Annotated in this window: 22 protein-coding genes and 1 pseudogene; 19 read left to right on the top strand and 4 right to left on the bottom strand. The window is 49.2% G+C overall.

Annotated features, from left to right (window positions below; translation table 11 throughout):
- Window positions 1–7: 7 nt before the first annotated feature.
- Window positions 8–913, top strand: a complete 906-nt coding sequence (locus ACFVU8_RS20610; protein WP_387429820.1) for a DUF4261 domain-containing protein — start codon at window positions 8–10, stop codon at window positions 911–913.
- 77 nt (window positions 914–990) lie between these two features.
- Here the strand turns inward: ACFVU8_RS20610 and ACFVU8_RS20605 are convergent, their stop codons facing one another.
- Window positions 991–1,740, bottom strand: a complete 750-nt coding sequence (locus ACFVU8_RS20605) for a WecB/TagA/CpsF family glycosyltransferase (protein WP_387429817.1) — start codon at window positions 1,738–1,740, stop codon at window positions 991–993.
- A 72-nt stretch (window positions 1,741–1,812) separates the two neighbouring features.
- Window positions 1,813–2,685 (bottom strand): LysR family transcriptional regulator, encoded by an 873-nt coding sequence (locus ACFVU8_RS20600; protein WP_387429814.1) that lies wholly within the window; start codon window positions 2,683–2,685, stop codon window positions 1,813–1,815.
- 109 nt (window positions 2,686–2,794) lie between these two features.
- On the opposite strand from ACFVU8_RS20600, the gene ACFVU8_RS20595 reads away from it, so the two are divergent.
- The 6 genes from ACFVU8_RS20595 to ACFVU8_RS20570 all read left to right on the top strand — a co-directional run bounded on the left by ACFVU8_RS20595 (window position 2,795) and on the right by ACFVU8_RS20570 (window position 6,267).
- Window positions 2,795–3,214: a tautomerase family protein gene (locus ACFVU8_RS20595; RefSeq protein ID WP_387429811.1), complete on the top strand. Its 420-nt coding sequence runs from the start codon at window positions 2,795–2,797 to the stop codon at window positions 3,212–3,214.
- A complete protein-coding gene (locus tag ACFVU8_RS20590) occupies window positions 3,211–3,531 on the top strand; it encodes a carboxymuconolactone decarboxylase family protein (protein ID WP_387429809.1) in 321 nt (106 codons plus the stop codon). The genes ACFVU8_RS20595 and ACFVU8_RS20590 overlap by 4 nt, the downstream gene beginning before the upstream one ends.
- A gap of 148 nt (window positions 3,532–3,679) precedes the next feature.
- Window positions 3,680–4,348 carry a helix-turn-helix transcriptional regulator gene (locus ACFVU8_RS20585; RefSeq protein WP_387429807.1) on the top strand — a complete coding sequence of 223 codons (669 nt, stop codon included), beginning with the start codon at window positions 3,680–3,682 and terminating at the stop codon, window positions 4,346–4,348.
- Between the two features lie 8 nt (window positions 4,349–4,356).
- Window positions 4,357–4,587 carry a helix-turn-helix transcriptional regulator gene (locus ACFVU8_RS20580; protein ID WP_387429804.1) on the top strand — a complete coding sequence of 77 codons (231 nt, stop codon included), beginning with the start codon at window positions 4,357–4,359 and terminating at the stop codon, window positions 4,585–4,587.
- A gap of 259 nt (window positions 4,588–4,846) precedes the next feature.
- Window positions 4,847–5,281 carry a YybH family protein gene (locus ACFVU8_RS20575; RefSeq protein ID WP_387429803.1) on the top strand — a complete coding sequence of 145 codons (435 nt, stop codon included), beginning with the start codon at window positions 4,847–4,849 and terminating at the stop codon, window positions 5,279–5,281.
- A 200-nt stretch (window positions 5,282–5,481) separates the two neighbouring features.
- Complete coding sequence (locus ACFVU8_RS20570; RefSeq protein WP_387430132.1) at window positions 5,482–6,267, top strand: alpha/beta hydrolase; 786 nt, start codon at window positions 5,482–5,484, stop codon at window positions 6,265–6,267.
- Between the two features lie 263 nt (window positions 6,268–6,530).
- On the opposite strand, the gene ACFVU8_RS20565 is transcribed toward ACFVU8_RS20570, so the two are convergent.
- Window positions 6,531–7,097, bottom strand: coding sequence for a TetR/AcrR family transcriptional regulator (locus ACFVU8_RS20565; RefSeq protein ID WP_387429801.1), 567 nt, complete (start codon window positions 7,095–7,097; stop codon window positions 6,531–6,533).
- Window positions 7,098–7,292: 195 nt separating this feature from the next.
- Between ACFVU8_RS20565 and lpdA the strand changes: the two genes are divergently transcribed.
- The 5 genes from lpdA to ACFVU8_RS20540 all read left to right on the top strand — a co-directional run bounded on the left by lpdA (window position 7,293) and on the right by ACFVU8_RS20540 (window position 11,299).
- Window positions 7,293–8,678, top strand: coding sequence for a dihydrolipoyl dehydrogenase (gene lpdA, locus ACFVU8_RS20560; protein WP_387429800.1), 1,386 nt, complete (start codon window positions 7,293–7,295; stop codon window positions 8,676–8,678).
- Between the two features lie 30 nt (window positions 8,679–8,708).
- On the top strand, window positions 8,709–9,341 hold the full coding sequence (locus ACFVU8_RS20555) for a biotin/lipoyl-containing protein (RefSeq protein WP_387429798.1): 633 nt from the start codon (window positions 8,709–8,711) through the stop codon (window positions 9,339–9,341).
- Window positions 9,325–10,464, top strand: a complete 1,140-nt coding sequence (locus ACFVU8_RS20550) for an ABC transporter permease (RefSeq protein WP_387429796.1) — start codon at window positions 9,325–9,327, stop codon at window positions 10,462–10,464. Before ACFVU8_RS20555 ends, ACFVU8_RS20550 begins: the two co-directional genes overlap by 17 nt.
- Window positions 10,465–10,542: 78 nt before the next feature.
- Complete coding sequence (locus ACFVU8_RS20545; RefSeq protein WP_387429793.1) at window positions 10,543–10,965, top strand: SRPBCC family protein; 423 nt, start codon at window positions 10,543–10,545, stop codon at window positions 10,963–10,965.
- 1 nt (window position 10,966) lies between these two features.
- Window positions 10,967–11,299 (top strand): ArsR/SmtB family transcription factor, encoded by a 333-nt coding sequence (locus tag ACFVU8_RS20540; RefSeq protein ID WP_387429791.1) that lies wholly within the window; start codon window positions 10,967–10,969, stop codon window positions 11,297–11,299.
- A 296-nt stretch (window positions 11,300–11,595) separates the two neighbouring features.
- Here the strand turns inward: ACFVU8_RS20540 and ACFVU8_RS20535 are convergent, their stop codons facing one another.
- Window positions 11,596–12,501: a DMT family transporter gene (locus tag ACFVU8_RS20535; protein ID WP_387429789.1), complete on the bottom strand. Its 906-nt coding sequence runs from the start codon at window positions 12,499–12,501 to the stop codon at window positions 11,596–11,598.
- A 177-nt stretch (window positions 12,502–12,678) separates the two neighbouring features.
- Here ACFVU8_RS20535 and ACFVU8_RS20530 point away from each other — a divergent pair.
- The 7 genes and pseudogenes from ACFVU8_RS20530 to ACFVU8_RS20500 form a co-directional block, all read left to right on the top strand.
- Window positions 12,679–12,843: pseudogene (locus ACFVU8_RS20530) on the top strand (helix-turn-helix transcriptional regulator); the annotation flags it as partial.
- 223 nt (window positions 12,844–13,066) lie between these two features.
- On the top strand, window positions 13,067–13,789 hold the full coding sequence (locus ACFVU8_RS20525; RefSeq protein ID WP_387429786.1) for a GntR family transcriptional regulator: 723 nt from the start codon (window positions 13,067–13,069) through the stop codon (window positions 13,787–13,789).
- Window positions 13,790–13,813: 24 nt separating this feature from the next.
- Entirely contained in the window at window positions 13,814–15,175 is a 1,362-nt protein-coding gene (locus ACFVU8_RS20520) for an ABC transporter substrate-binding protein (RefSeq protein ID WP_387429784.1), read from the top strand.
- A 53-nt stretch (window positions 15,176–15,228) separates the two neighbouring features.
- Window positions 15,229–16,119 carry a carbohydrate ABC transporter permease gene (locus tag ACFVU8_RS20515; protein ID WP_387429781.1) on the top strand — a complete coding sequence of 297 codons (891 nt, stop codon included), beginning with the start codon at window positions 15,229–15,231 and terminating at the stop codon, window positions 16,117–16,119.
- Complete coding sequence (locus ACFVU8_RS20510; protein ID WP_175371264.1) at window positions 16,116–16,982, top strand: carbohydrate ABC transporter permease; 867 nt, start codon at window positions 16,116–16,118, stop codon at window positions 16,980–16,982. Before ACFVU8_RS20515 ends, ACFVU8_RS20510 begins: the two co-directional genes overlap by 4 nt.
- Before the next feature lie 26 nt (window positions 16,983–17,008).
- Window positions 17,009–18,364, top strand: a complete 1,356-nt coding sequence (locus tag ACFVU8_RS20505) for a sulfatase family protein (RefSeq protein WP_175371265.1) — start codon at window positions 17,009–17,011, stop codon at window positions 18,362–18,364.
- Between the two features lie 206 nt (window positions 18,365–18,570).
- Complete coding sequence (locus ACFVU8_RS20500; RefSeq protein ID WP_379464821.1) at window positions 18,571–20,745, top strand: LamG-like jellyroll fold domain-containing protein; 2,175 nt, start codon at window positions 18,571–18,573, stop codon at window positions 20,743–20,745.
- The last annotated feature ends 19 nt before the right edge of the window (window positions 20,746–20,764 follow it).

Below are 20,764 nucleotides of genomic sequence, written 5' to 3'. Positions count from 1 at the left end.
TTGAATTATGACTGATGTTATAGATGAGCAAAAGGACTTTGGCTTCGCAAGAGTTTACGGCATTGAACTGAAATACAGCAAGAAGCCGAAGCTGGACAGAGATTTGCTGTATGCGAAAATGGAAGCCTACACGGGTCAAGTCGAACAGCCGGCAACCGGGGACAACAAAGATCCCAAGCTTGCCGTATGGGAGGCTAATGAAGCTGAAGAGAAGGAAATGCTGCACTTTTTCCATTTGAATTATCAGGTTCAATATACAGATGGGGCGATTCCCGCTCAGACCAGTCTGATGGAAGTGGACCACCGTTCGGCTGATCAATATGCGACAGCTATTCAGCAAGCTTGGCATTGGCCGGAGGCAGCGCAGGCGCTGGAGGGCTGCCACTACTCGTTGATGCTGACAGACTTGATGAGCTCCGGATTGGAGCCAAAGGCCAGATTGCAGCTTTTAACTGGGACGCTCAGGGCTATCCTGGAAACGGCACCTTGCGAGGCTATCTATTTTCGGGAGAGCGATAAGCTGGTGGAACCCGGGGCCTATCTAGCTGCGGTGGAACAGGGTGCGATTCTGTATGGGGCGATGAATATACGTTTCTACAATGTGGAGGGCACCGGAAGCGGACGGCGGGAAGGTCTGATGGATTCGCTGGGACTTGCCGCGCTCGGAATACCTGATGTGCAGTGTCATTTCTACGATCTCGAGCCAGGTGAAGTAGCTGGACAGTTAACGGATATCGCTTATTATCTGTTCGATCAGGGAGACATTATTGACGATGGGGAGACGATTGGTTTCACCGAAGAGATGCGCTGGCGCTGTGAGCACCAGTACGCACTGGCCGCGCCGCATCGGGTCGTGCTGGACATTGATCCGGGAGAGCCTTATTACGCTGGAAGACAGGGGCATGCGGAGTAGTAGGCAAGAGGATTAAACATAAGATATATGGAATAGAGGGGGAGACCCCTCTTTTTGCGCTGTTGGGAAAGGGGGTATTAGCCCTTGATGATGGCCCGGTACACAAATTTTGGGAGGGCGGATTGTCTGCGCCAGCGTGATTTTTGACCTTTTACAACGGGGACAGTCAGTAATCTATGTAGCCACTCCAGATTGAGAGTCTTCCAGACTCTCGGGGTAGGGTTTACTTTTCCGGCAATGACGTCCAGACTTCCCCCAACGCCAAAAACCACCTTAACTTGATTGAGTTCTTGCTTATGCTTATAGATCCATTTGTCGGAGTAAGGTGCCCCCATCGCAATAATAAGTATATCCGGCTTGGTGTGCTGTATGTTCTCAAGGATGCCAGCTTCTTCTTCACTGTTGAAAAAGCCATTATGCCGCCCTGCAATTTTAACATTTGGGTAACGCCTGTTGATTGCTTCAACAGCTTTACGGTTTGTCTCCTCGTCCGTCCCCAGAAAAAAGAAGCTCCAACCCAATGCATTTCCTTGTTCCAAGAGCCGAAGGAGCAGATCATAACCGGTCACTCTTTCAGAAATAGGCTGCCCTTTTCTTTTGGACGCAATCACAATGCCAATTCCATCCGGAGTAATTAAATCAGCCTCTCTTACGATGGTTTGAAGTACAGTATCTGTTTGATGGGTTATTGTAATTTCCGGGTTGGCTGTGATTAGATGATACAGATGGGGCTGTTCCTTTTGGATATGTCTAGCTAGTTGTTGTGTAGTTTCATCAAGAGTTAGTTTGGAGAAAGGGACACCTAATATATTCACTGTGCCTTCCATATAATCACCTTCCATTGAAGAGTATAGAAAGATTGTAACATATTAGAGCTTTTGAGACTGTATCTTTGCGATTTACCGTCGTACCTTCTCCCTTATCAAATCCATCATTAGCGATCTCGAAGCTGGAAGATACTCATCTTTTCGAAGCTGAAGTAGACCAATCGGAATCGTAGAATTATTCATATCCACCTCTAATTTAACTAATCCCTCCGGCAAGTTCGTTGACTCCAGAACCACACCAACAACGTCCAACTCCCGCACGAAACCTGGAATGGCAGATATTTGGCCCACGGTATTTAGAAATGGTGCCTTGTCGAAACGGGATAACTCTCTAGATAATCGCAAAGAATATAAACAGGTGTGTCCACCAACAATTAGAGGATAGTCCAGCAGGTCTGCAAAGGATAGATCCGCTTTTTTAGCCACAGGGTGGTTGGCGGGAACGATAAAGGACATTTTTTCTTCATACAGCGGTTCAAAGTGAAAAGAGGATAAGTCTGCTGGCTCGCCGCAAATGGCAAAGTCCAGCTCCTTATGCAGCAGCGCTTGTGACAGGAAATCGGTGTTCCCAATGATGATGTTGCACGCGATCCGGGGCTTATGCTCCCTGAATTGGCGCAGCGCGACAGGCAGCACATGACCAGCTAATGATTCTAGCCCGCCGATGGTCAGGGTTCCAATTTCGTCTTGCTGCAAGGCTCTGGCCTGCTCCGCTGCATAATTCCAGTGCTGGATCAGCTTGTCGACCTCTGAAGCGAACATGACCCCGGCATCCGTTAACTCCGCTTCCCATCCTCGTTTAAAGAGCTGGAGACCCAATTCTTTCTCCAAGCGCTGAATCTGATTCGTAATGGTGGATTGTGCGTAGTTCAATTTTGCCGCTGCTTTGGCGAAGGTTCCCTCTTGAATAATAGTGTGAAAAGCAGTGAGTTCTCTTAGATCCATGGCTCACACCTCCATCTATATTTTAGAACAAGAATATCAGTTTATTCAATTATATAGATGGAGATAGCAGGCGTACAATGGAGACATCCCATAAAAGGAGCGAAAACATATGCCATTTATTCGTGTAAGCTACCAGGAAGGTCAGTACAAGCCTGAGGAGTTGCCTTTGATCAGCGAAGTGATCATGGAGGGTCTGGTGGAACATTTTAATGTGCCGGAAGATGACTTTTTTCAAGTCTATCATGCCCATAAGCCTTATGAATTTTACTACAACCGCAATTATCTGAATGTCGAGCGGAGTGATCGGCTGTTGTATATTCAGGTTACTTTGAAGTCGGGCAGAAGCACTGCGCAGAAGACGGGTTTTTATAAAAGCTTGGCTGAAAATTTGGCGAGCAAAGTAAACATTAGGCAAGATGATGTATTTGCAATCTTAGTTGAGACGGAGTTTGAAGATTGGACGTTTGGCAACGGCATTGCTCAGATGATCCAAGCCCCGGAGAACCGGAAGGAGGGTGGCTTGGCATGAAGCATCCCCTTATAAAATCGACTGCGCGGGACTCTTTTGGCGAGATCGCCCCCGCTTTTGTCCAATATTCCGAAGATGTCCTCTTCGGAGATGTGTGGAGAAGGACAGAGCTGTCGCTTCGTGAGCGCAGTCTGGTCACCGTGGCTGCCTTGATTGCCGGAGGACAATCGGAGCAGTTGCCTTATCATCTCCGACTAGCCCGGGAGAATGGCCTCACAGAAGGTGAGCTAGTCGAAGCGATAACCCATCTTGCTTTTTATGCAGGATGGCCGCGGGCCGCTGCGGCGCTAAAGGTTGCGAAGGAAGTGTTCGAGTGAATATGGAGAGTATCCCACGCTAAAAAATGAATATGACAAACAGATGGCATATTCACTTTGTTATTCTGTTTTATGTAGCAACGAAGTTTATAGTTACCGGAAAATTGATGTAGAGCTGCCTAAGTCTCTAGGAAAGAGGTGATTAAAATTGAAAACAGATCGATTACTTGGGATTGTAACGTATCTGCTTAATCACGGGCAGACGAAAGCTAGAGTATTGGCGGATCATTTTGAGGTTTCGGTACGAACCATTTATAGAGACATGGAGGCCATCGGCATGGCCGGTCTTCCGGTAGTGACTTATCAAGGCGGCGATGGTGGTGTCGGTTTGGCGGAAGGCTTTAGGCTTAAAGAAAATATGCTGACGGTTGACGAACTGGATCATATCATAATCGGCTTAAAGAGCTTTGAGAGCGTGTCGTTGAATCAGCAACATAGCAATGCCGTTCTTGAAAAATTGGCATCCAAGCACGAAAGCTTATTGACCCTTAACAACCGATTTTTAATTGATCTGACTACCTTTCATCGGACAAGCATTCCCCAGAAAATCAGTCTTATTCGAGAGGCATTAAAGAATGAAACCTATGTAACCTTTCAATATTATTCAGATCAAGGACAATCTCAGAGCCGGCTGGAACCGTATTATGTTATTTTCCGCTGGTCATCCTGGTACGTATATGGCTATTGCGAGCTTCGTGGTGGCTTTAGGATGTTCCGGTTAACGCGAATGGTAGATTTGCAGGGAACGGACCAGACTTATAAGCCGAGGGATATCGAGAAAGAGAGTCTTCAATTCGCTGCTCATTTCAAGAAATGAAGCATGCAGTGTTATTGTTCGACGCTGCCCTTGAATACCAATTGATTGATCTGACGGGTGATGGTTCGTATGAAAAGATGGGGGACAATCGCCTCAAAATTAATTATCCCTATACGAATTTGGAATACATCGTACAGCTTATTTTAGGATTCGGGGATAAGGTAGAGGTACTTGCGCCTGATCATCTCATTGAAGAAGTAAAACGACGGGCACAGAATCTGTTGAATCGGTATCGGTGAATGATGTCTTAAACATAGTCAGTCCTACCTGCTGAATTGTCGCCAATACATGTTTATGGAATAACAGAGGGATACTATTATTGCACGTTTGCGCCAGAAGAACTTGAACCATTTTTATGGATAAAACGATTCAACATGTAGCTCGGTATAGTTCTGCTGGCGATCTGTCAGAGCTTAATTTATAGTGACCTAGCCCTATTGTTAGAATCCTAAGTTAAATTCGTATAGTGGGAATAAAACCTTTTTTGAAAAGGAGAACATGATGGAAAACAATTTTATGAATACGGAAAAAGATAAAGAGATCCTTATCTCTATTGTTGAGGAAATGTCAAAATCAATGACTGGAGCACAAAGTACGAAGCATTGGGCTGACAATGCGGTTTGGTTTGATATTGCTCCTTTTGCCTCAAAAGGCATTAAGCCTGCATATGAAGAATTCGATAAAGCATTCAGTCAATTAAAATCATTTAAAGTTGACATTATGCAAATGGATACCATCATAAACGGCGATATGGGTGTTGTTTGGTCCGTTCAAAGCTGGAATTTGGTAACTAAAGATGGGACTGTCAAACCTCCTATGCTTGTTCGTCAGACCAATTGTTTTGAAAAACAAAACGGGCAGTGGAAAGTCATACACGAACATTCCTCTATGCCGATATCTTCGGGCTGGAATGGCGAAATTGTTACAGGTTAACAAGGGGGAAGTGACGATTTCGGCCAAGGAGGAGAAGTGAAATGGATAAGAAGTTGGAACCGGTTTGGGATTCTGAAATAGGTGTTGTATTAGAGGGTATGCCTAACTTGAATGCAGATTTTTATGTGACTCGAAAAAATTTGCAAGCATTCTTTACAGCTAAGCCTTATGTGGATGAAGCGGTCACGATAACGGATCGCATGATTCCAGGGGCTGCCGGAGATCCTGATCTTCGTGTGCGAATTTATGAACCAGCCGTAAGAAACGAAATACTTCCTGGAAGTCTATGGATACATGGCGGTGGCTATGTCGTTGGTCTCCCGGAAATGAATGATGAGCTCTGCGTGCGTTTTGTGAAGGAAGCCCACTGTGTTATCGTCTCCGTAGATTATCGCTTGCCGCCTGAAACGCCGTTTCCTGGTCCATTGGAAGACTGCTATGCCGCTTTGACATGGTTCTCTGAGAATGCTGCAAGTCTAAAAGTGGATGCCTCACGTATTGCGGTTGCGGGTAACAGTGCGGGCGGGGGATTAGCGGCGGGACTCGCTTTGTTGGCCAGAGATCGCAAGGGGCCATCGATTATATTTCAAATGCCGCTCTATCCGATGATTGATGACCGGAATAAGACATCATCCAGTTATGAGATTACAGATCCCCGAATTTGGAATAGGGAATTAACTTTACGGGGATGGAAAGCCTATTTGGGTGAAAATCATAGGGGGGAAGTGTCGCCTTATGCGGCCCCAAATCGCGCAGTTGACTTGTCAGGCTTACCGCCTACCTATACGTGTATCGCACAATTAGAACCATTCCGGGATGAAACGATTGATTATGTAACTCGGCTTTGCCAAGCTGGCGTTCCAACGGAGTTTCATCTGTATCCGGGAGGCTTTCACGGATTTGAAGTTGTGGCTCCTTCAGCGGAAATCAGTGAACGTACCTTCGTGCAATATATCGCCGCATTAAGGCGGGCTCTCCATAAATGACATTTAAATTAGTTAAGTAAGAAATAGCAATGATCTTTCTAGTCTCTCCGTTGTATAGGGGAGATTTTTTATTGTTGGGTGTTGTTGGTAAGTCATGTGGGCCTATTGTTCAATCCCCGACGCTCAATGCTTGATGGGATCACTCACCAGTGAGATTTTTGCACAATCATCAGGCCGTATACGCAGCAGCAGCGGCGCTTTAGCTAGCCGTTAGTCTGCTGCATATGCTGTAAGCGGTGCTTAGCTAGCAGCAAACCAGCCACTTATGCAACCAACAGCGCTTTAGCCTGTTGTTTACCTGCTGCAAGCAGACTGTCACTCAAAGCGGCATCGTTGACGGAACGTGCCAGTACAACCGTGCCAACCATGGTACTGAGCAGCGCACTGCCGACGGACTTATCCACCTCTGCGATATTGGAGATAAAGTCGATCATTCGTCCCAGCTCTTGGGTGAAAATATGCCGGATTTCTTCTGAAGCCCGGGATATTTCGCTGGAAAGCGCGGGCAGGATGCAGCCCATCTCTGTCTGGTCGCGGTGATGCTGGCTCAGATAGTAATGGATAACCGCATGAATCTTAGGGATTTGCGTTTCCTCGTTGGCAGCTTTTTGCAAAAGCGCAATCGTGTCACTGATGGCATACCGGCAGACTTCGGCCACCAGCTGTTCTTTATTTTCAAAGTGTGAGTAGAACCCTCCGTGGGTCAGTCCGGCCCCTTTCATAATGAACGGAACACTAATCTCACGGATGCCATGGGTGCGAAAAGCCTGGGCTGCACTTTCGATGATTTTGCCGCGAACCTTTAACTTATGTCCTTCGGGATAAGGCATAGCCATCACTCCGTTGTTAAATATAGATGAATTCTTAAAATATTATAATCATCATAATAAAGGGTGTCAAATTGTCTCAACCGGCCTGCCTTTCATGAAAAACAATAAACTGGGCTATTGACGATTCTAAAATATGATGATAATAATATATTACGATCATAATATTTTAAAAATAAAGGATTGGGGGTAACAAACATGAGTCAGATTGAAGTGGATACATTAGTTATTGGATCAGGTCCAGGGGGATATGTGGCAGCCCAGCGTTCCGCCCAGCTCGGATTAAAGACGGCGGTTGTCGAACGTGATCGTCTCGGTGGTGTCTGCACCCATGTCGGCTGCATTCCCTCTAAAGCAATGATTGCTGAGTCACATCGTTTTAGTGCATTCAGAGAATGGGCAACCGTGGATGCCGCAGCTTCCTTTGCAGGTGCCCAGGCATTCAAGCAGGCGGTTGTGAACAAGCAGTCGGGTGGCGTAGGTTATTTGATGAAATCTGCCGGTGTCACTGTACTGGAAGGCGAAGCGAGCCTGCTGGATGAACACACTGCGAGCATTACTAAGGATGGGCAAGAACAGGTTGTTACTTTTAAAAATGCCATTCTGGCAACAGGCTCCCGTCCGATTGAGCTACCATCACTGCCGTTCGGCGGACGTATCCTGTCCTCGACCGGGGCATTGTCACTCTCCGAGATTCCGCAGAGTCTGGCCATCATCGGGGGAGGATACATCGGCGTGGAGCTTGGTCAGATGTATGCCAAATTCGGCACACAGGTCACGATTCTCGAAGGAGGAGGACAAGTGCTGCCAGGATTCGAAGCGGAGCTTGCGGCACCTGTGATCAAACAGCTGAAGGCTGACGGTATCCAGATCATCACCGGGGCAATTGCTTCTAAGGCTGACCAGGGTGAAGACAACATTACGCTGCATTATTCAAAAGATCAGGAGCAGCATCAGCTGACCGTACAATACGCGCTGATTACTGTTGGCAGAAAGCCGAATACAGACGGCAATCTGGGACTGGGCCGCATTGGCTTGCAGGTCACGAATAGAGGTCTGATCGAGACTGATGCACAATGTCGGACGGCTATCCCACACATTTTTGCAATTGGAGACATTACGGCTGGTCCGGCGCTTGCACATAAGGCTTCTTATGAAGCAAAAATTGCCGCCGAGGCTATTGCAGGACATACAGCCTCTATAGTCGATTACAAAGCTCTACCGCTGGTTGTCTTTTCCGAGCCGGAGTTAACAAGCGTTGGCTTGAGTGAGACGGAGGCCCGGGCGAAAGGGATATCCGTGGTCATCGGCAAATCACCATTTTCTATTAATGGTAGAGCTTTGGCTCTGAAGGCTGTGGATGGATTCGTAAAAATCATTGCGGATGCGGACTCGGGGGTTGTAGTTGGTGCGCAAATCGTTGGTGTAGAGGCCTCCACCCTTATTTCAGAACTGGGATTGGCGATTGAGATGGGGGCTACTGCCCTGGATCTAGCCATGACGATTCATCCCCATCCTACCTTGGGGGAAGTGATTATGGAGGCTGCCGAAAGTGCTGCCAGGAAAGTTAAGATTCACGCATAGAAACGATCAGATCAAAGGGGAGTCAGAATAATGAAATTGAAAGCAGGTTTATCTATTGGTTTGGCGGTTATATTGATCGCAGGCGGCATACTTTTAACTGTCAAGGGCAATGATGCTGTAACTCAGGCAGAGCACAGAAAACAGGGTATACTGGAGGCGGAGCAGACAACAGTCCTCTATGATAAAAGTCCGGGAGCCATTGTAGCGGTCAACGCGGCCGTAGGCGATTCCGTCAAGCAGGGGCAAAGTTTGTTCACGGTTCAGACGGCAGATGGTGCGAAAGCAGATATCGTGTCGCCGGGAGATGGCCAGCTTAACAGACTGGTAGTCAAGCCAGGAGATAAGCTGCAGCCCGGAATGCCGGTAGCACTTTTGCAGAAGAACTCGTATTACACCGATCTTTATGTCCAAGAAGAGGTTATTCAAAAGCTTAAGTTAAATCAGAATGTTACTGTTCATTTCCGTAATTTGGATGAGCCTGCCGAGGCTAAGGGTGTGGTAGCTTCCATTGCGACTGCGCCACAATTCGCGAGCCTGCGGATGACACGTGAGAAAGGGCAAGCTGATTTAAGCATGTTCCTGGTCAGAATATCTATGGATGCCAAGGCTGAACTGCTTCCCGGCATGACAGCGGAGGTTGATCTTGATGAACTCGCTAATTGACGAGTGGAAATTCGTAGCGGGCAGCAAGTATGTTAGGATGATTTTCATCGCTCCGCTAATTGCGGCCCTGTTCTTTGGTTTAATGTTCTCCCATAATCAGATTAACAAGTCGCCCGTTGTAGTGATTGACGAGGATCACAGTGCGTACTCCCGGTCGCTAATTAACAAATTAAATGCATCCCAATATATGAAGGTCACGAATGTTTTTCCTAATCGAATGGATCCTGACACCTTGCTGGCTAACGAAAAAGCAGTAGCGGTTATTATGCTGCCAAGTCAATTAGAGCTGCGCCAGCTGCAGGGGAAATCATCAAATATCGGAATCCTAATGGATAATTCCATGCCATCCGGATTAACGGGTATCCGAACCGCGATTTCTGAGGTCATCCAGACGGAAAATACGACCATCTCCCTGACCCGGCTGGGCCAAAGTGGAATGGATGCCGACGCTTCCAAGGGACTGGTGTCTCCGTTAGCCCTTCAACAACGAATGCTGTACAATCCGACCACAAGCTATGTCAGCTTTATGGTCCTGGGCTTTGTGAATATCGTCGTTCTAATGATTACTACTACTGCTGCGGGTTCTGTCGCACCCCGGTTAAGAAGGGAAGGGAGACTGTTCGCAGGTGGCGGCAATCCGGCACAGCTATGGCTCCGTAGTGTTCCCTACGCTGTACTAAGTGCACTGTCCTTATTCTTAAGCTACGGACTCCTTAAACAGTTAGGCAGTATGCGCTTTGAAGTTTCACCTTTTCTATTCTTGATTCCGTTATTGGTCTATTCATTTGCCTTATCAATGCTGGGAATGCTTCTAGGGTATTCTGCAAAAGATATTTCCAAGGTCGGTTCCCGGACCAGTATTGTGCTGTACCCTTCCTTTTTGGTGACGGGTATTCAGCTGAGTCCGCTTGCGTTCCCGAAAGCTTTTCAAATCTCCGCCTGGGCCTTGCCAATGAATTGGCTTAACCGTCTCATTCGCGGAATGGGGTTCCGCGGGGGCTCCCTGACCTTTTATAGTCTGGAAATCGGGGCGCTGTTGATTATTATCGGGGCTGCGGCTTTGTTCATTGGTTTACTGATGCTGCGGGAAGCCGGGAAGACGAATACTGCGCTGGAACAATAGTGAATTGACATAACACCTAAAGGTGTTATAATCAGATGTGAACCCAAATGGTGTTACATTGAATACTGGAGGCCAGTTATGTCAACTCAGGAATCATTGCCAGAAATTCGTCAGACTATTGTTCTTAATGCCCCAATCGATAAAGTATGGAAGGCTGTTGCCACGGCAGAAGGAATGGCCGCATGGTGGATGCCAAGTACATTTGAACCTGTGCTAGGCCATGAGTTCATCCTACATGCCGGCCCATACGGCGATTCGCCTTGTAAAGTAACGGAGCTTGATCCACCGTACCGGCTCGGTTTCAATTGGGGCAAGGATTGGCATCTGGCCTTTGAATTGAAAGAAGTCGACGGCAAGACAGAATTTACGCTGATTCATTCTGGCTGGGACCACAACAAGATGACAGAATTTGGACAACCGCATCCAATCGTCCGGGGCTTCATGAACAGCGGTTGGGAGAAAATCGTGCAGGAGAAGCTTCCTGCCTACCTCGAGGGTTAATATGCCTGTTGCGGAATCAGGTCATGATGTCTTTCAAGCCATCGCAGATCCTACCCGCCGTAGTTTGTTGAAGCTGCTAGCGGATAAGGAAATGTCCATTGCATCTATTACGGATTGCTACCCAATCAGCCGAACGGCTGTTAATAAGCATCTGCAGGTTCTGTCCGATGCACAGCTGGTCAGCAGCCAGAAGGTCGGACGGGAGACGCGGTACAGACTTCAGCCGGAGCCTTTGGCGGAGCTACAGGAATGGCTGACCTTTTTTGAACAATACTGGTCCAATAAATTACTGGCCCTTAAAGACTATGTCGAGGCTGACTCTGATGACAATTAAAAGAACCGGGAGACGTGTGATTGCACGCTTCCCGGTTCTTTGTTGTGTCTGACGATAAGGAATATACCTGTCGGTACCGGCTGCATCTGCCGCTAAAGGTTGCGCCTGTTGGTATCCGCTATATTTACCGCTAAAGGTTGCACCTGTTGGTATCCGCTATATTTGCCGCTAAAGGTTGCACCTGTTGGTATCCGCTATATTTGCCGCTAAAGGTTGCACCTGTTGATATCCGCTATATTTACCGCTTTCGGCTGCACCTATCAGTACCGACCACATCTGCCGCTAATGGTAAGAACTCAGCCGGATTGCTTGACTTTCGCTGAGCCGGATAGTTCGCCTATCGCCAAAGAAGCCAGAATAACAATAAGCGCAGCGATAGAGGTCCAAGCCAAGTGATCTCCCAGAATCAACGTGCCGAGCAAGATACCGAACAACGGAACCAGATAGTTGGTTAACGATGTGAAGGCCGCTCCAGTTCGTCTGACTAGTGTGTTGTACAGCATGTAGACTAGCCCGGCATGAAAGACCCCAAGGATGATGACATATAGAACCTGCTGTCCGCTTAAGTGTAGATGCATTGGGTCCTCAAAGATAAAGGCCAGCGGCACTAGGACAACCGATGCCACGAGCAAAACGTTGCGCATCGCCAGAATCGACGATATGGGCGGAAGGCGCTTAATCAGCAGCAGGGAAGCCGCGAAGCTGATCGCAGCGCCGAGTAGTGCGGCATAACCGATAAAGCTTCCTTTTCCAGCCAAGGACGCCGACGCCAGATCCGGAGCGAATAGCAGGCACAGACCTGCAAAGCCGATCAGTACACTCAGCCATTTTTGCCAGGATACCTTCTCGCTGGGTACAAAGATTTTCACAAACACAATGGTGAAGATCGGTATGGAACCTAACAAAATCGAAGCAGTGCTGCTGTTGATATATTGCTGTCCCCAGCCAATCAGGATGAAGGGAACCACAGCTTCAAATAAACCGATCAGGATAAAGGACTTCCAGGTGCCGGTTGGCAGTGGTGTACGCTCCTTTTTACCTGTGAATAGATACAGTACAGCTAGGGTAATGGTGCCCAGCACAGCTTTGCTGGCCGCCAGTGTAATCGGCGTAATGTTGCCAATAACGAGATCCACAAAGAAGAATTGGGAACCCCAGATCAGGCCGATGCCTAAGAGCAGCATGTAGTTTAATCGTTTCATCGTTCAGTCCCTACCTTTTTCTATATGATGATTGTTTTCATCATCTTAGAGCGGAGTCGTCTTCGATTCAATGTATAAAAAGGCTATCTGTACCGATACACCAGCAGAGAAGGCGATCTATTGATCTCGCAACCGCCAGACAAACATACTTTTTTTCCTTGTCCACATTTATACCTTAAGGTTATTGATATAGCTATGAAATATGGATATGATTCGCCAGAAGCGTTTGCACGGGCGTTTAAGAATCTTCATGGGATCATGCCGATATCTGCGCGCGATAAAGGCGTTTCTCTAAAAGCCTATCCTCGAATGTCCTTTCACATTTCAATTAAAGGAGATATCTTGCCGGTTCTGATTTTGGTTTTCAGCCAAAAAACATATATTGACATCTCGCACACTTGCCCCGTATAATTCCAACTAATCGGGTTCGATTTATACGTATTGCATTGTTGACCAGTCCACTGGAGACAATTATTCGTTTTTGCGAATAATTGTCTCTTTTTCGTTTACTGGTAATTACCAGATTACCACTTGATCGAGAGAGAGACCAAAAGGGGGAATATTCTTGGAACTGTTGCAAGAGGTGGTACCGTTGTATCACCAGCTCAAAACGTATATCAAACAACAAATCGAAAGCGGCCAATGGCAGCCAGGTATCGCGATTCCAAGCGAGCGGGAACTGGAGAAACTGTTGGGATTGAGCCGTACGCCCATCCGTCAGGCCCTTGGAGAACTTGTTGCGGAGGGATGGCTTGAACGCAAACATGGAAAAGGCACTTTCGTTGCACAGCGTACTTCCGCCGCTGTCACGACGAAGCTGGTCGGACTAGTCGAGCAGCTTCGCAGCCAGGGATTATACCCGACCATTGAAATCGCGGAATTCCGACACTGCGAAGCGCCGGCCGCCGTATCACAGGCACTCGGCATTCCGGCATCTACGCAGATGATCCGTACGGTTAGACGAATTGCGGTATCCAGCGGTCATGTGATAGTGGATGAGAACTATTTCAACATCAATTTATCCGGGGTCATAACGGAAGAGCGGCTTGGGCGCTCAACTGTCTTCGATCTGCTGGAACAGAGCGGAATGAATGTCAAGAAAGGCTCGCAAGGCTACTCAGCAGTCAATGCCGACGCCCGCATCGCCAGACTGCTCGAAGTTCCCGAAGGCACCGCATTGCTAGTCATACAGACGCTGTTGTTCAACAACCGTGATCAGCCTTTGCAATATTCCTTGTCTTATTGCAATCCAGAACGCTACACCCATGAGATATTGCTCAGCCGTTAACAAATTCAAAGGAGATGGAATGTCATGAAATTATGGAAAATAGTAACTTTATCTCTCGTCACCGCAATACTAACCATCGTAACGGCCTGCTCGGGCAGCAGTAATAACGGCGCAAAGCCGGTCAATCAGGCAGGCAACGTTTCAAAAGATAATCAACAACAACCAGCCTTATTAGAAGAAAATATCGAACTAACGTTTGCTAACTGGATTTCAACGGAGGATGCGACGAAGGATGCCTACAACCAGTTAGTAGAAGGTTTTGAAAACGCCCATCCGAACATCAAGATCAAGTCACTCGGCATCCCGTTCAACGAATACAAAGATCAGGTACTCATTGCCTCTACCGGAGGCAATACGCCGGATGTGCTGATGGCAAACCAGAGCTTTACGCCGGCATTCGGCAATGCAAACATCGTACAGCCGCTAGAAACAATACTTGGCGGTGACATCATCGACGATATTTTGCCTTCGAGCAAAGCAGGAGTCACCTTTAACGGCAAAGTGATCGCTATGCCGTGGGCGCCGCATCCTAATGCGCTGTTCTGGAACAAGACGCTGTTCGCCAAAGCGGGTCTCGACCCCAATGCGCCGCCAAAGACGTGGGACGAGCTTCTGAAATATGCGGAGGCAGTCGCAGCGCTTAAACAAGACGATAAAGGCAACCCAATCTATGGTATCGGCGAAGCAAATAAAACCGGCGCTTACACCGGCCAAATGCTGCTCCGTTTAACGCTCTCTCATGGCGGTAAGTTCGTTGACGATCAGGGCAAGCTGATCGTCAACCAAGGCTCGGCGCTCGTAGAATCGCTGCAATACCTGCGCGACATCGCCAATAAGAATGTTGCCCCGGTCGGCGCCGAGATCAAGGATTTGCGCGCCATGTTCGGGACGGGTTCGCTGGGCATGCTCGTCGACGGCGACTTCGGCCGAAACACGTTCCGAACCACTAGCGGCAAAGGGGAAGTTTTCGATAAGGAGTGGGGCGTGACAACCGTGCCTGTCGGCGCGACCGGACGTTCCGAGACCGTCTTCACCGAGCATCAATTGCTTATCTCATCGTCGACCAAACATGCCGAAGCAGCCGCTGAGTTCGTGAAGTATCTGGTATCTAAGGATGCCATGATTTTGTACCACAAACTTAACGGAGTCATGTCCTCCCGCGCCTCAGTTGCATCATTGCCCGAGCTGAACGAGGACGATTACGCCAAGGTATTCAATGAGCAGATGAAAACGGCCAGCCCATTCCCGACGGGCAACCCTGCGTTCGAACAGGCTATGAAAGAAACGTCCAACTTGACTGTGCTCGCGACAACAACATCCGAGGATATTCCAGCTATTATCGCCAAGATACTGCCGAAGCTTCAAGAACTGTATGCTGCGAAGTAGGCAATGGCAAACCTGTATTTCAAACACTTATAAGCTAAGGGGGGAGGCAGTCTATGTCAATCAAATGGTCTCGCACCCTTAAAAATCAGGCGTTCGGCATGCTGCTTGTCGCACCCGCGACCCTGCTGTTGTCTGTGACGATTCTAATCCCGTTGGCTCGTTCCATTTCGACGAGCTTCCGGGGCGCTTCGTTGCTTTCGGCTGAACAGCCCTTTATTGGTCTGGCCAATTATAAGGCGTTGTTGTCGGGACAAGAATTTTATCATGCGCTCTCCATTACGCTTCGGTATGTTGCATGCACTGTCGGCATTGAGATTGTTCTTGGACTCGTGAGCGCTTTGCTGCTGAACAGCCGTATCCGATTTCGGGCGTTCTTCCGCAGCATTTTGCTCATCCCGTGGGCGATCCCAACGCTTGTCGCAGCGCTTGTCTTCCTACTGATTTATCAGGCTGATTATGGAGTTTTGAATGGCTTGCTTATCCAGAGCGGATTAACGGACAAGAAGCTGAACGTTCTGAATGATTTAAACTTGGCGTTGTATGGCATCATGGGCGTTGCGATTTGGCGCCAGACGCCGCTGGCCGCCGTAATGACGCTTGCCGGGCTGCAGGGTGTCCCGCGAGACTGGTATGAAGCTGCAACAATTGACGGTGCAAGCAAATTAAAAACATTTTTGTATATTACTCTTCCCGCTTTGAAACCTGTACTCGCTAACGTGACGCTGTTGATGGTCGTTGCCAACTTTCAAATGTTCACGTTATTTTATGCTCTTACCGGAGGCGGACCGGCGGACGCGACTCAATCATTGGCTATTTACACGTACGAAACGGCGTTCCAGGCCTACGATCTAGGTAAGGGCTCGGCAATCGGCGTAATATGGATGCTGTTGCTGCTACTCATCGCTGTTCCACTTAACCGTGTGGCGCATCGGAGTATGTCATGAAGGGGGTATATCGGCTTCCCACTGTTCGACGTCATCTGCTGAACCGCAGCAATATCGGTGTTTATGTCCTGCTTGCGGTTATTCTTTCGTTGTTTCTATTTCCGGTTTACTGGTTGGTATCGGTCTCACTGCAGACGAACGACGATCTGTTTCAGTTTCCACCCCAATGGGTTCCGTTCAAGCTGACGATGCAAAGCTATAAGGGTGTCCTGCTCTCGGCGAACTTTCTTACTTTTTACAAAAACACCGCGATTGTCGCGGCCGGATCAACAGCACTTTCAATTGCCGTTTCGATTCTCGCCGGATACGGCCTCTCGCGCTTCCGGTTCCGGGGCAGCCATCTACTGCTCGTCTTCTTTCTATCGTCGCAAATGTTCCCCGCCGTGACGTTATTGATCGGACTGTACACGCTATACAGCAAGCTTCATTTGCTCAACACCCTGCTTGCGTTGATGTTAGCCGCAACAACGACAGCGCTACCTTTCTCTATTATGATGATGAAAACATTCATGGACGGGATCGCCGGCGAGTTGGAAGAGGCCGCGGAGGTCGACGGCGCGACACGCCTAAAGGCGCTTATCCATATCGTTTTGCCGTTGACCAAGCCAGGGATCATGGCGGTAACAATCTATTGTTTTCTCGTAGCGTGGGACGATTTTCTGTTTGGCATGACGCTTGTTCGTGATCTCAATATGCGGACTCTCAGTCCGGGGCTATCCCTTACCTTCCTTGGCGAATTAAGCACCAACTGGTCGGGGGCGGCTGCAGCAGCTGTCACGGCTACAGCCCCGCTGCTCGTCTTGTTTCTGTTTTTGCAGCGGTATATGGTGGAAGGTTTAACCGCAGGAGGAGTTAAAGAATAAGCAAAATGCTTGAGAGGAGAAGAAGTATGACAACCGTCAGCAAACCGAATGTCCTCATTTTTTTCACCGATCAACAGCGCTGGGACACCACGGGCATCCATGGCAATCCACTGGGGCTGACGCCTAATTTCGACCGAATGGCTGCATACGGTACGCATTTGGAGCATTCCTTCACTTGCCAGCCCGTATGCGGTCCAGCGCGATCCAGCCTGCAAACCGGTGTTTATGGCACTACATCCGGCTGCTACAAAAACGGTATTCCATTGCCGGAGCATTTAGGGACGCTCGGACAATATTTCGGGCAGGCTGGCTATCAGACCGGCTATATTGGGAAATGGCATCTGGCAGACGAGGAGCCGGTACCTGCGGCCAAACGTGGTGGCTATGATTATTGGCTTGCCTCGAACGTGCTCGAGTTTTCGTCGGACAGCTACCGAACGGTTATGTACGATAATGACAGCAATCCGGTACGGCTGCCGGGATACCGGGTTGATGCGCTTACCGATGCTGCAATTCGATACATCGACAACCATCGGGAAAATCCATTCTTTCTGTTTGTATCGTATTTGGAGCCTCATCATCAGAATCATATTGACGACTATCCTGCTCCAGTTGGCTACCGCGAGCAATATGGCGGCCGCTGGATTCCGCCCGATCTCGCGGCACTAGGAGGCACCGTCCATCAGCATATCGGCGGTTATTATGGCATGGTTAAACGGCTAGACGAAGCGCTCGGCCGGGTGCTCGACGCTCTTAAAAGCTTGGAGCTGGACGAGCAAACAATTGTACTGTTTACCTCCGATCACGGCAACCATTTCAAGACGCGGAACGAGGAATACAAGCGTTCTTGCCATGACAGCTCGATTCGCGTCCCTACAGCTTTTAGTGGCCCTGGATTTAGCGAAGGCCGCAAGCTGCGGCAGCTTGTCAGTCTGATCGACCTGCCGCCTACACTGCTGGATGCCGCAGGAATTAAGGTGCCTGCACAGATGCAAGGGAACTCGATAATGCCGCTCTTGAACGGTGCGGGCTCTTCTCAGCCTTGGCAGGAGGAGGTGTTCGTGCAAATCAGCGAAAGCAGCATCGCTCGAGCGATCCGCACGCGAAAATGGAAATATTGTGTCGTCGCCGAGGGCAAGGACGGTAACGCGCAGGCCGGCTCGGAGGAGTATATCGAGGCTTATTTGTACGACCTTGATGCTGATCCGTATGAACTAACGAACCTGATTGGTCTGGACTCTCATCGCGAGGCTGCGGATATCCTGCAAGCCCGTCTGCAGCATCGCATGGCGGCCGCGGGGGAGAGCGTGCCGATCATCCGGCCGGCGCCGGCCGTGCCGGGAGGCCAGCGTCATGTTTCGTTGCAGGAAGCGCGGAGCTGACAACGGAAAGGGCCGCTGCCCTTCTTGCCGGATCGCTTTTCACATCGCTTGATCTTAATTTCCAGTACTGGTCTCCTTCCGTGACGGGCGCGACTTCCGCTACCTGCCGGTGAAGCCCGCAACTGCGGTACAATTCCCTTGCTTGCCTTGCAAAGAGTGCCGCAGTGCGATTAAACCTACACTGAACGAAGGAGCTGTTTTCCAAAATGATTCGTCAACTAGTCCGATTACTGGTTCTATTAGCGTTGTTAATTCCCGTCTTTGGTCGGATAGAGCGCGTACCCTCCGTTTTCGCGGCCGGCATTTCCTATTATGTGGATTGTGCTGCTGAGAAAGCCGGCATGGGAACCGAGGCCGCTCCATTTCACAATTTGGCGGCAATTAATACGGTTCATCTTACCCCCGGTGATTCCGTTCTGTTCAAACGCGGGTCGATCTGCTCCGGCACTTTTGCGCCGGTAGGAAGCGGGAGTTTCGCCGCACCTGTCACGATTGCTGCCTACGGTCCGGGCTTGGCAAGACCCGTTATTAACGCGAATGGTCAGACCGACGCTATTTTGCTGCGTAATTTGCAATATATAGAGTTAAGCGATCTCGAACTGACAGCTTCCGGCGATAACAAGACGGCTAGACGGGGGGTACACGTTCTTGGCGAAAACGCAGGCGACTTATACGGCATTACGTTGCGAAACTTATATATTCACGATGTCCGCGGCTACATGCCTTCAACGGTCAGCGGCAACTATCACGGCACAGGCAAATACGCGAATGCTTCAGGCGGCATCGTTATTGAGGTGCTTGGCACAGCGGTGCCGACCGCTTTTCATCAGGTGCAAGTGTTGAACAATCAGATTGCAAGCGTAGACCGTCAAGGGATTTATGTTTGGTCTAATTATTGCCAACGACCGGGACTGGTGGAGTTTTGGGGGAGTTTGTGCAACGGGTCGTGGAAGCCGATGACCGACCTCTACATTAGCGGTAATACGCTCTCGGATATCGGCGGGGACGGAATCGCACCAATGACGGTTGACGGGGCGCTGGTCGAATCCAATACCTTAACCGGTTTCAATATGCGATCCGACTCGCCGAACGCAGGTATGTGGACGGCGAACGCAAACAATGTCACCTTTCAATTCAACGACACGTCCGGTGGCAAAACGACTAAGGATGGTATGGCATATGACATCGATCATTCCACAAGCAATATCACATTCCAATACAACTATTCCCATGGAAACGAAGGCGGATTTTTTCTGATTTGTGCCCAGGGAAACAGTAAGGCGGTCAACTTCGTGATCCGATACAATATTTCGGTCAACGACCGGGCGCGTATGTTCCAAAGCTGCGGCGGCGAGGTGGTTTCAAGCCATATTTACAATAATACAATGTATATAGGTTCCGGCCTTGCGCCCGTTATTTATCAAGAGACGACGAATCAGCGGCAGGCCATCCAGTTCCGGAACAACCTCATTTACAAAGAGGGTGGCGGTCAGGTTACATGGACGCTGGACGATTTGAATTTCGTTATCGACAATAACGCGTTTTTCGGAGTGCCGGTTCCAGCATGGGCGACTAATACGGTAACAACTGACCCTTGGCTGAACGGCCCCGGCAGTCTCGACCAGGCGGGTTACAAGCTGGGAGCCGGCTCGGTGGCACTGAATGTAGGGGCTGTGATCCCTGCAAACGGAGGCCGAGATTATTTTGGTAATGCTGTTTCTTCTACGACAGCGCCGAGTATCGGAGCTTATCAAGGGCCAGGCCTTGCACCTGCATTCGTTAGTCCGCTTGCTCATTTCAAGCTCGATGACGGAAGCGGCGTCACGGCCGCTGATGCAGCAGGTACGAATAACGGCAGTTTGATAGGCAACCCGGTCTGGAACAACAACGGCAAAATCGGCGGTTCGCTCAAGCTGAACGGCAGAGGCGATTACGTGAGCGTGCCGGCCGTACTGAATCCGGGCTCAGGCAATTTTACCGTTGCGGGATGGGTCAAGCTGGATACTGCGGCTGGTGTTAACCAAGTTATTTTTCAACAGGAGGGCGTTTTGGGGCGCACATTACTATACCGAGTAACTTCGACTGGCCAACTCGGTACTTTTCTTGGCGGAAGCGCCTTGCTCTCATCTGAGACGATTCCTACAGGAGAATGGACGCATGTAGCGGTTGTAAATCGGGGCGGAGCCGTCACGCTTTATGTGAATGGACAACCGGTCGGATCGGCAACACGCACCATCGAATCCCAAACGTCCCCGTTCCGCATCGGGGCCCATAAATCGCCTACCGATGCCAACGATTATTGGAACGGCAGCGTAGATGATTTCCAGCTATACAATACTGCGCTGAACAGCGCCCAAGTGTACCGGCTATACAACAGTTAAGTTTAAGCTCCCTGTCCGT

This window comes from Paenibacillus sp. NPDC058177 (assembly GCF_042883835.1).
In the GTDB taxonomy this organism is placed as follows: Bacteria; Bacillota; Bacilli; order Paenibacillales; family Paenibacillaceae; genus Paenibacillus_AQ; species Paenibacillus_AQ agri.
This window is presented reverse-complemented; position numbering and strand designations above follow the sequence as displayed.

Coding starts and splice junctions, on each gene's coding strand:
- ACFVU8_RS20570 (WP_387430132.1), top strand. CDS start 5,482: ATGATTCCAGGGGCTGCCGGAGATCCTGATCTTCGTGTGCGAATTTAT.
- ACFVU8_RS20565 (WP_387429801.1), bottom strand. CDS start 7,097: ATGCCTTATCCCGAAGGACATAAGTTAAAGGTTCGCGGCAAAATCATC.
- ACFVU8_RS20505 (WP_175371265.1), top strand. CDS start 17,009: ATGACAACCGTCAGCAAACCGAATGTCCTCATTTTTTTCACCGATCAA.
- ACFVU8_RS20515 (WP_387429781.1), top strand. CDS start 15,229: ATGTCAATCAAATGGTCTCGCACCCTTAAAAATCAGGCGTTCGGCATG.
- ACFVU8_RS20545 (WP_387429793.1), top strand. CDS start 10,543: ATGTCAACTCAGGAATCATTGCCAGAAATTCGTCAGACTATTGTTCTT.
- ACFVU8_RS20575 (WP_387429803.1), top strand. CDS start 4,847: ATGATGGAAAACAATTTTATGAATACGGAAAAAGATAAAGAGATCCTT.
- ACFVU8_RS20510 (WP_175371264.1), top strand. CDS start 16,116: ATGAAGGGGGTATATCGGCTTCCCACTGTTCGACGTCATCTGCTGAAC.
- ACFVU8_RS20550 (WP_387429796.1), top strand. CDS start 9,325: ATGAACTCGCTAATTGACGAGTGGAAATTCGTAGCGGGCAGCAAGTAT.
- ACFVU8_RS20590 (WP_387429809.1), top strand. CDS start 3,211: ATGAAGCATCCCCTTATAAAATCGACTGCGCGGGACTCTTTTGGCGAG.
- ACFVU8_RS20500 (WP_379464821.1), top strand. CDS start 18,571: ATGATTCGTCAACTAGTCCGATTACTGGTTCTATTAGCGTTGTTAATT.
- ACFVU8_RS20520 (WP_387429784.1), top strand. CDS start 13,814: ATGAAATTATGGAAAATAGTAACTTTATCTCTCGTCACCGCAATACTA.
- ACFVU8_RS20555 (WP_387429798.1), top strand. CDS start 8,709: ATGAAATTGAAAGCAGGTTTATCTATTGGTTTGGCGGTTATATTGATC.
- ACFVU8_RS20600 (WP_387429814.1), bottom strand. CDS start 2,685: ATGGATCTAAGAGAACTCACTGCTTTTCACACTATTATTCAAGAGGGA.
- lpdA (WP_387429800.1), top strand. CDS start 7,293: ATGAGTCAGATTGAAGTGGATACATTAGTTATTGGATCAGGTCCAGGG.
- ACFVU8_RS20610 (WP_387429820.1), top strand. CDS start 8: ATGACTGATGTTATAGATGAGCAAAAGGACTTTGGCTTCGCAAGAGTT.
- ACFVU8_RS20595 (WP_387429811.1), top strand. CDS start 2,795: ATGCCATTTATTCGTGTAAGCTACCAGGAAGGTCAGTACAAGCCTGAG.
- ACFVU8_RS20535 (WP_387429789.1), bottom strand. CDS start 12,501: ATGAAACGATTAAACTACATGCTGCTCTTAGGCATCGGCCTGATCTGG.
- ACFVU8_RS20605 (WP_387429817.1), bottom strand. CDS start 1,740: ATGGAAGGCACAGTGAATATATTAGGTGTCCCTTTCTCCAAACTAACT.
- ACFVU8_RS20540 (WP_387429791.1), top strand. CDS start 10,967: ATGCCTGTTGCGGAATCAGGTCATGATGTCTTTCAAGCCATCGCAGAT.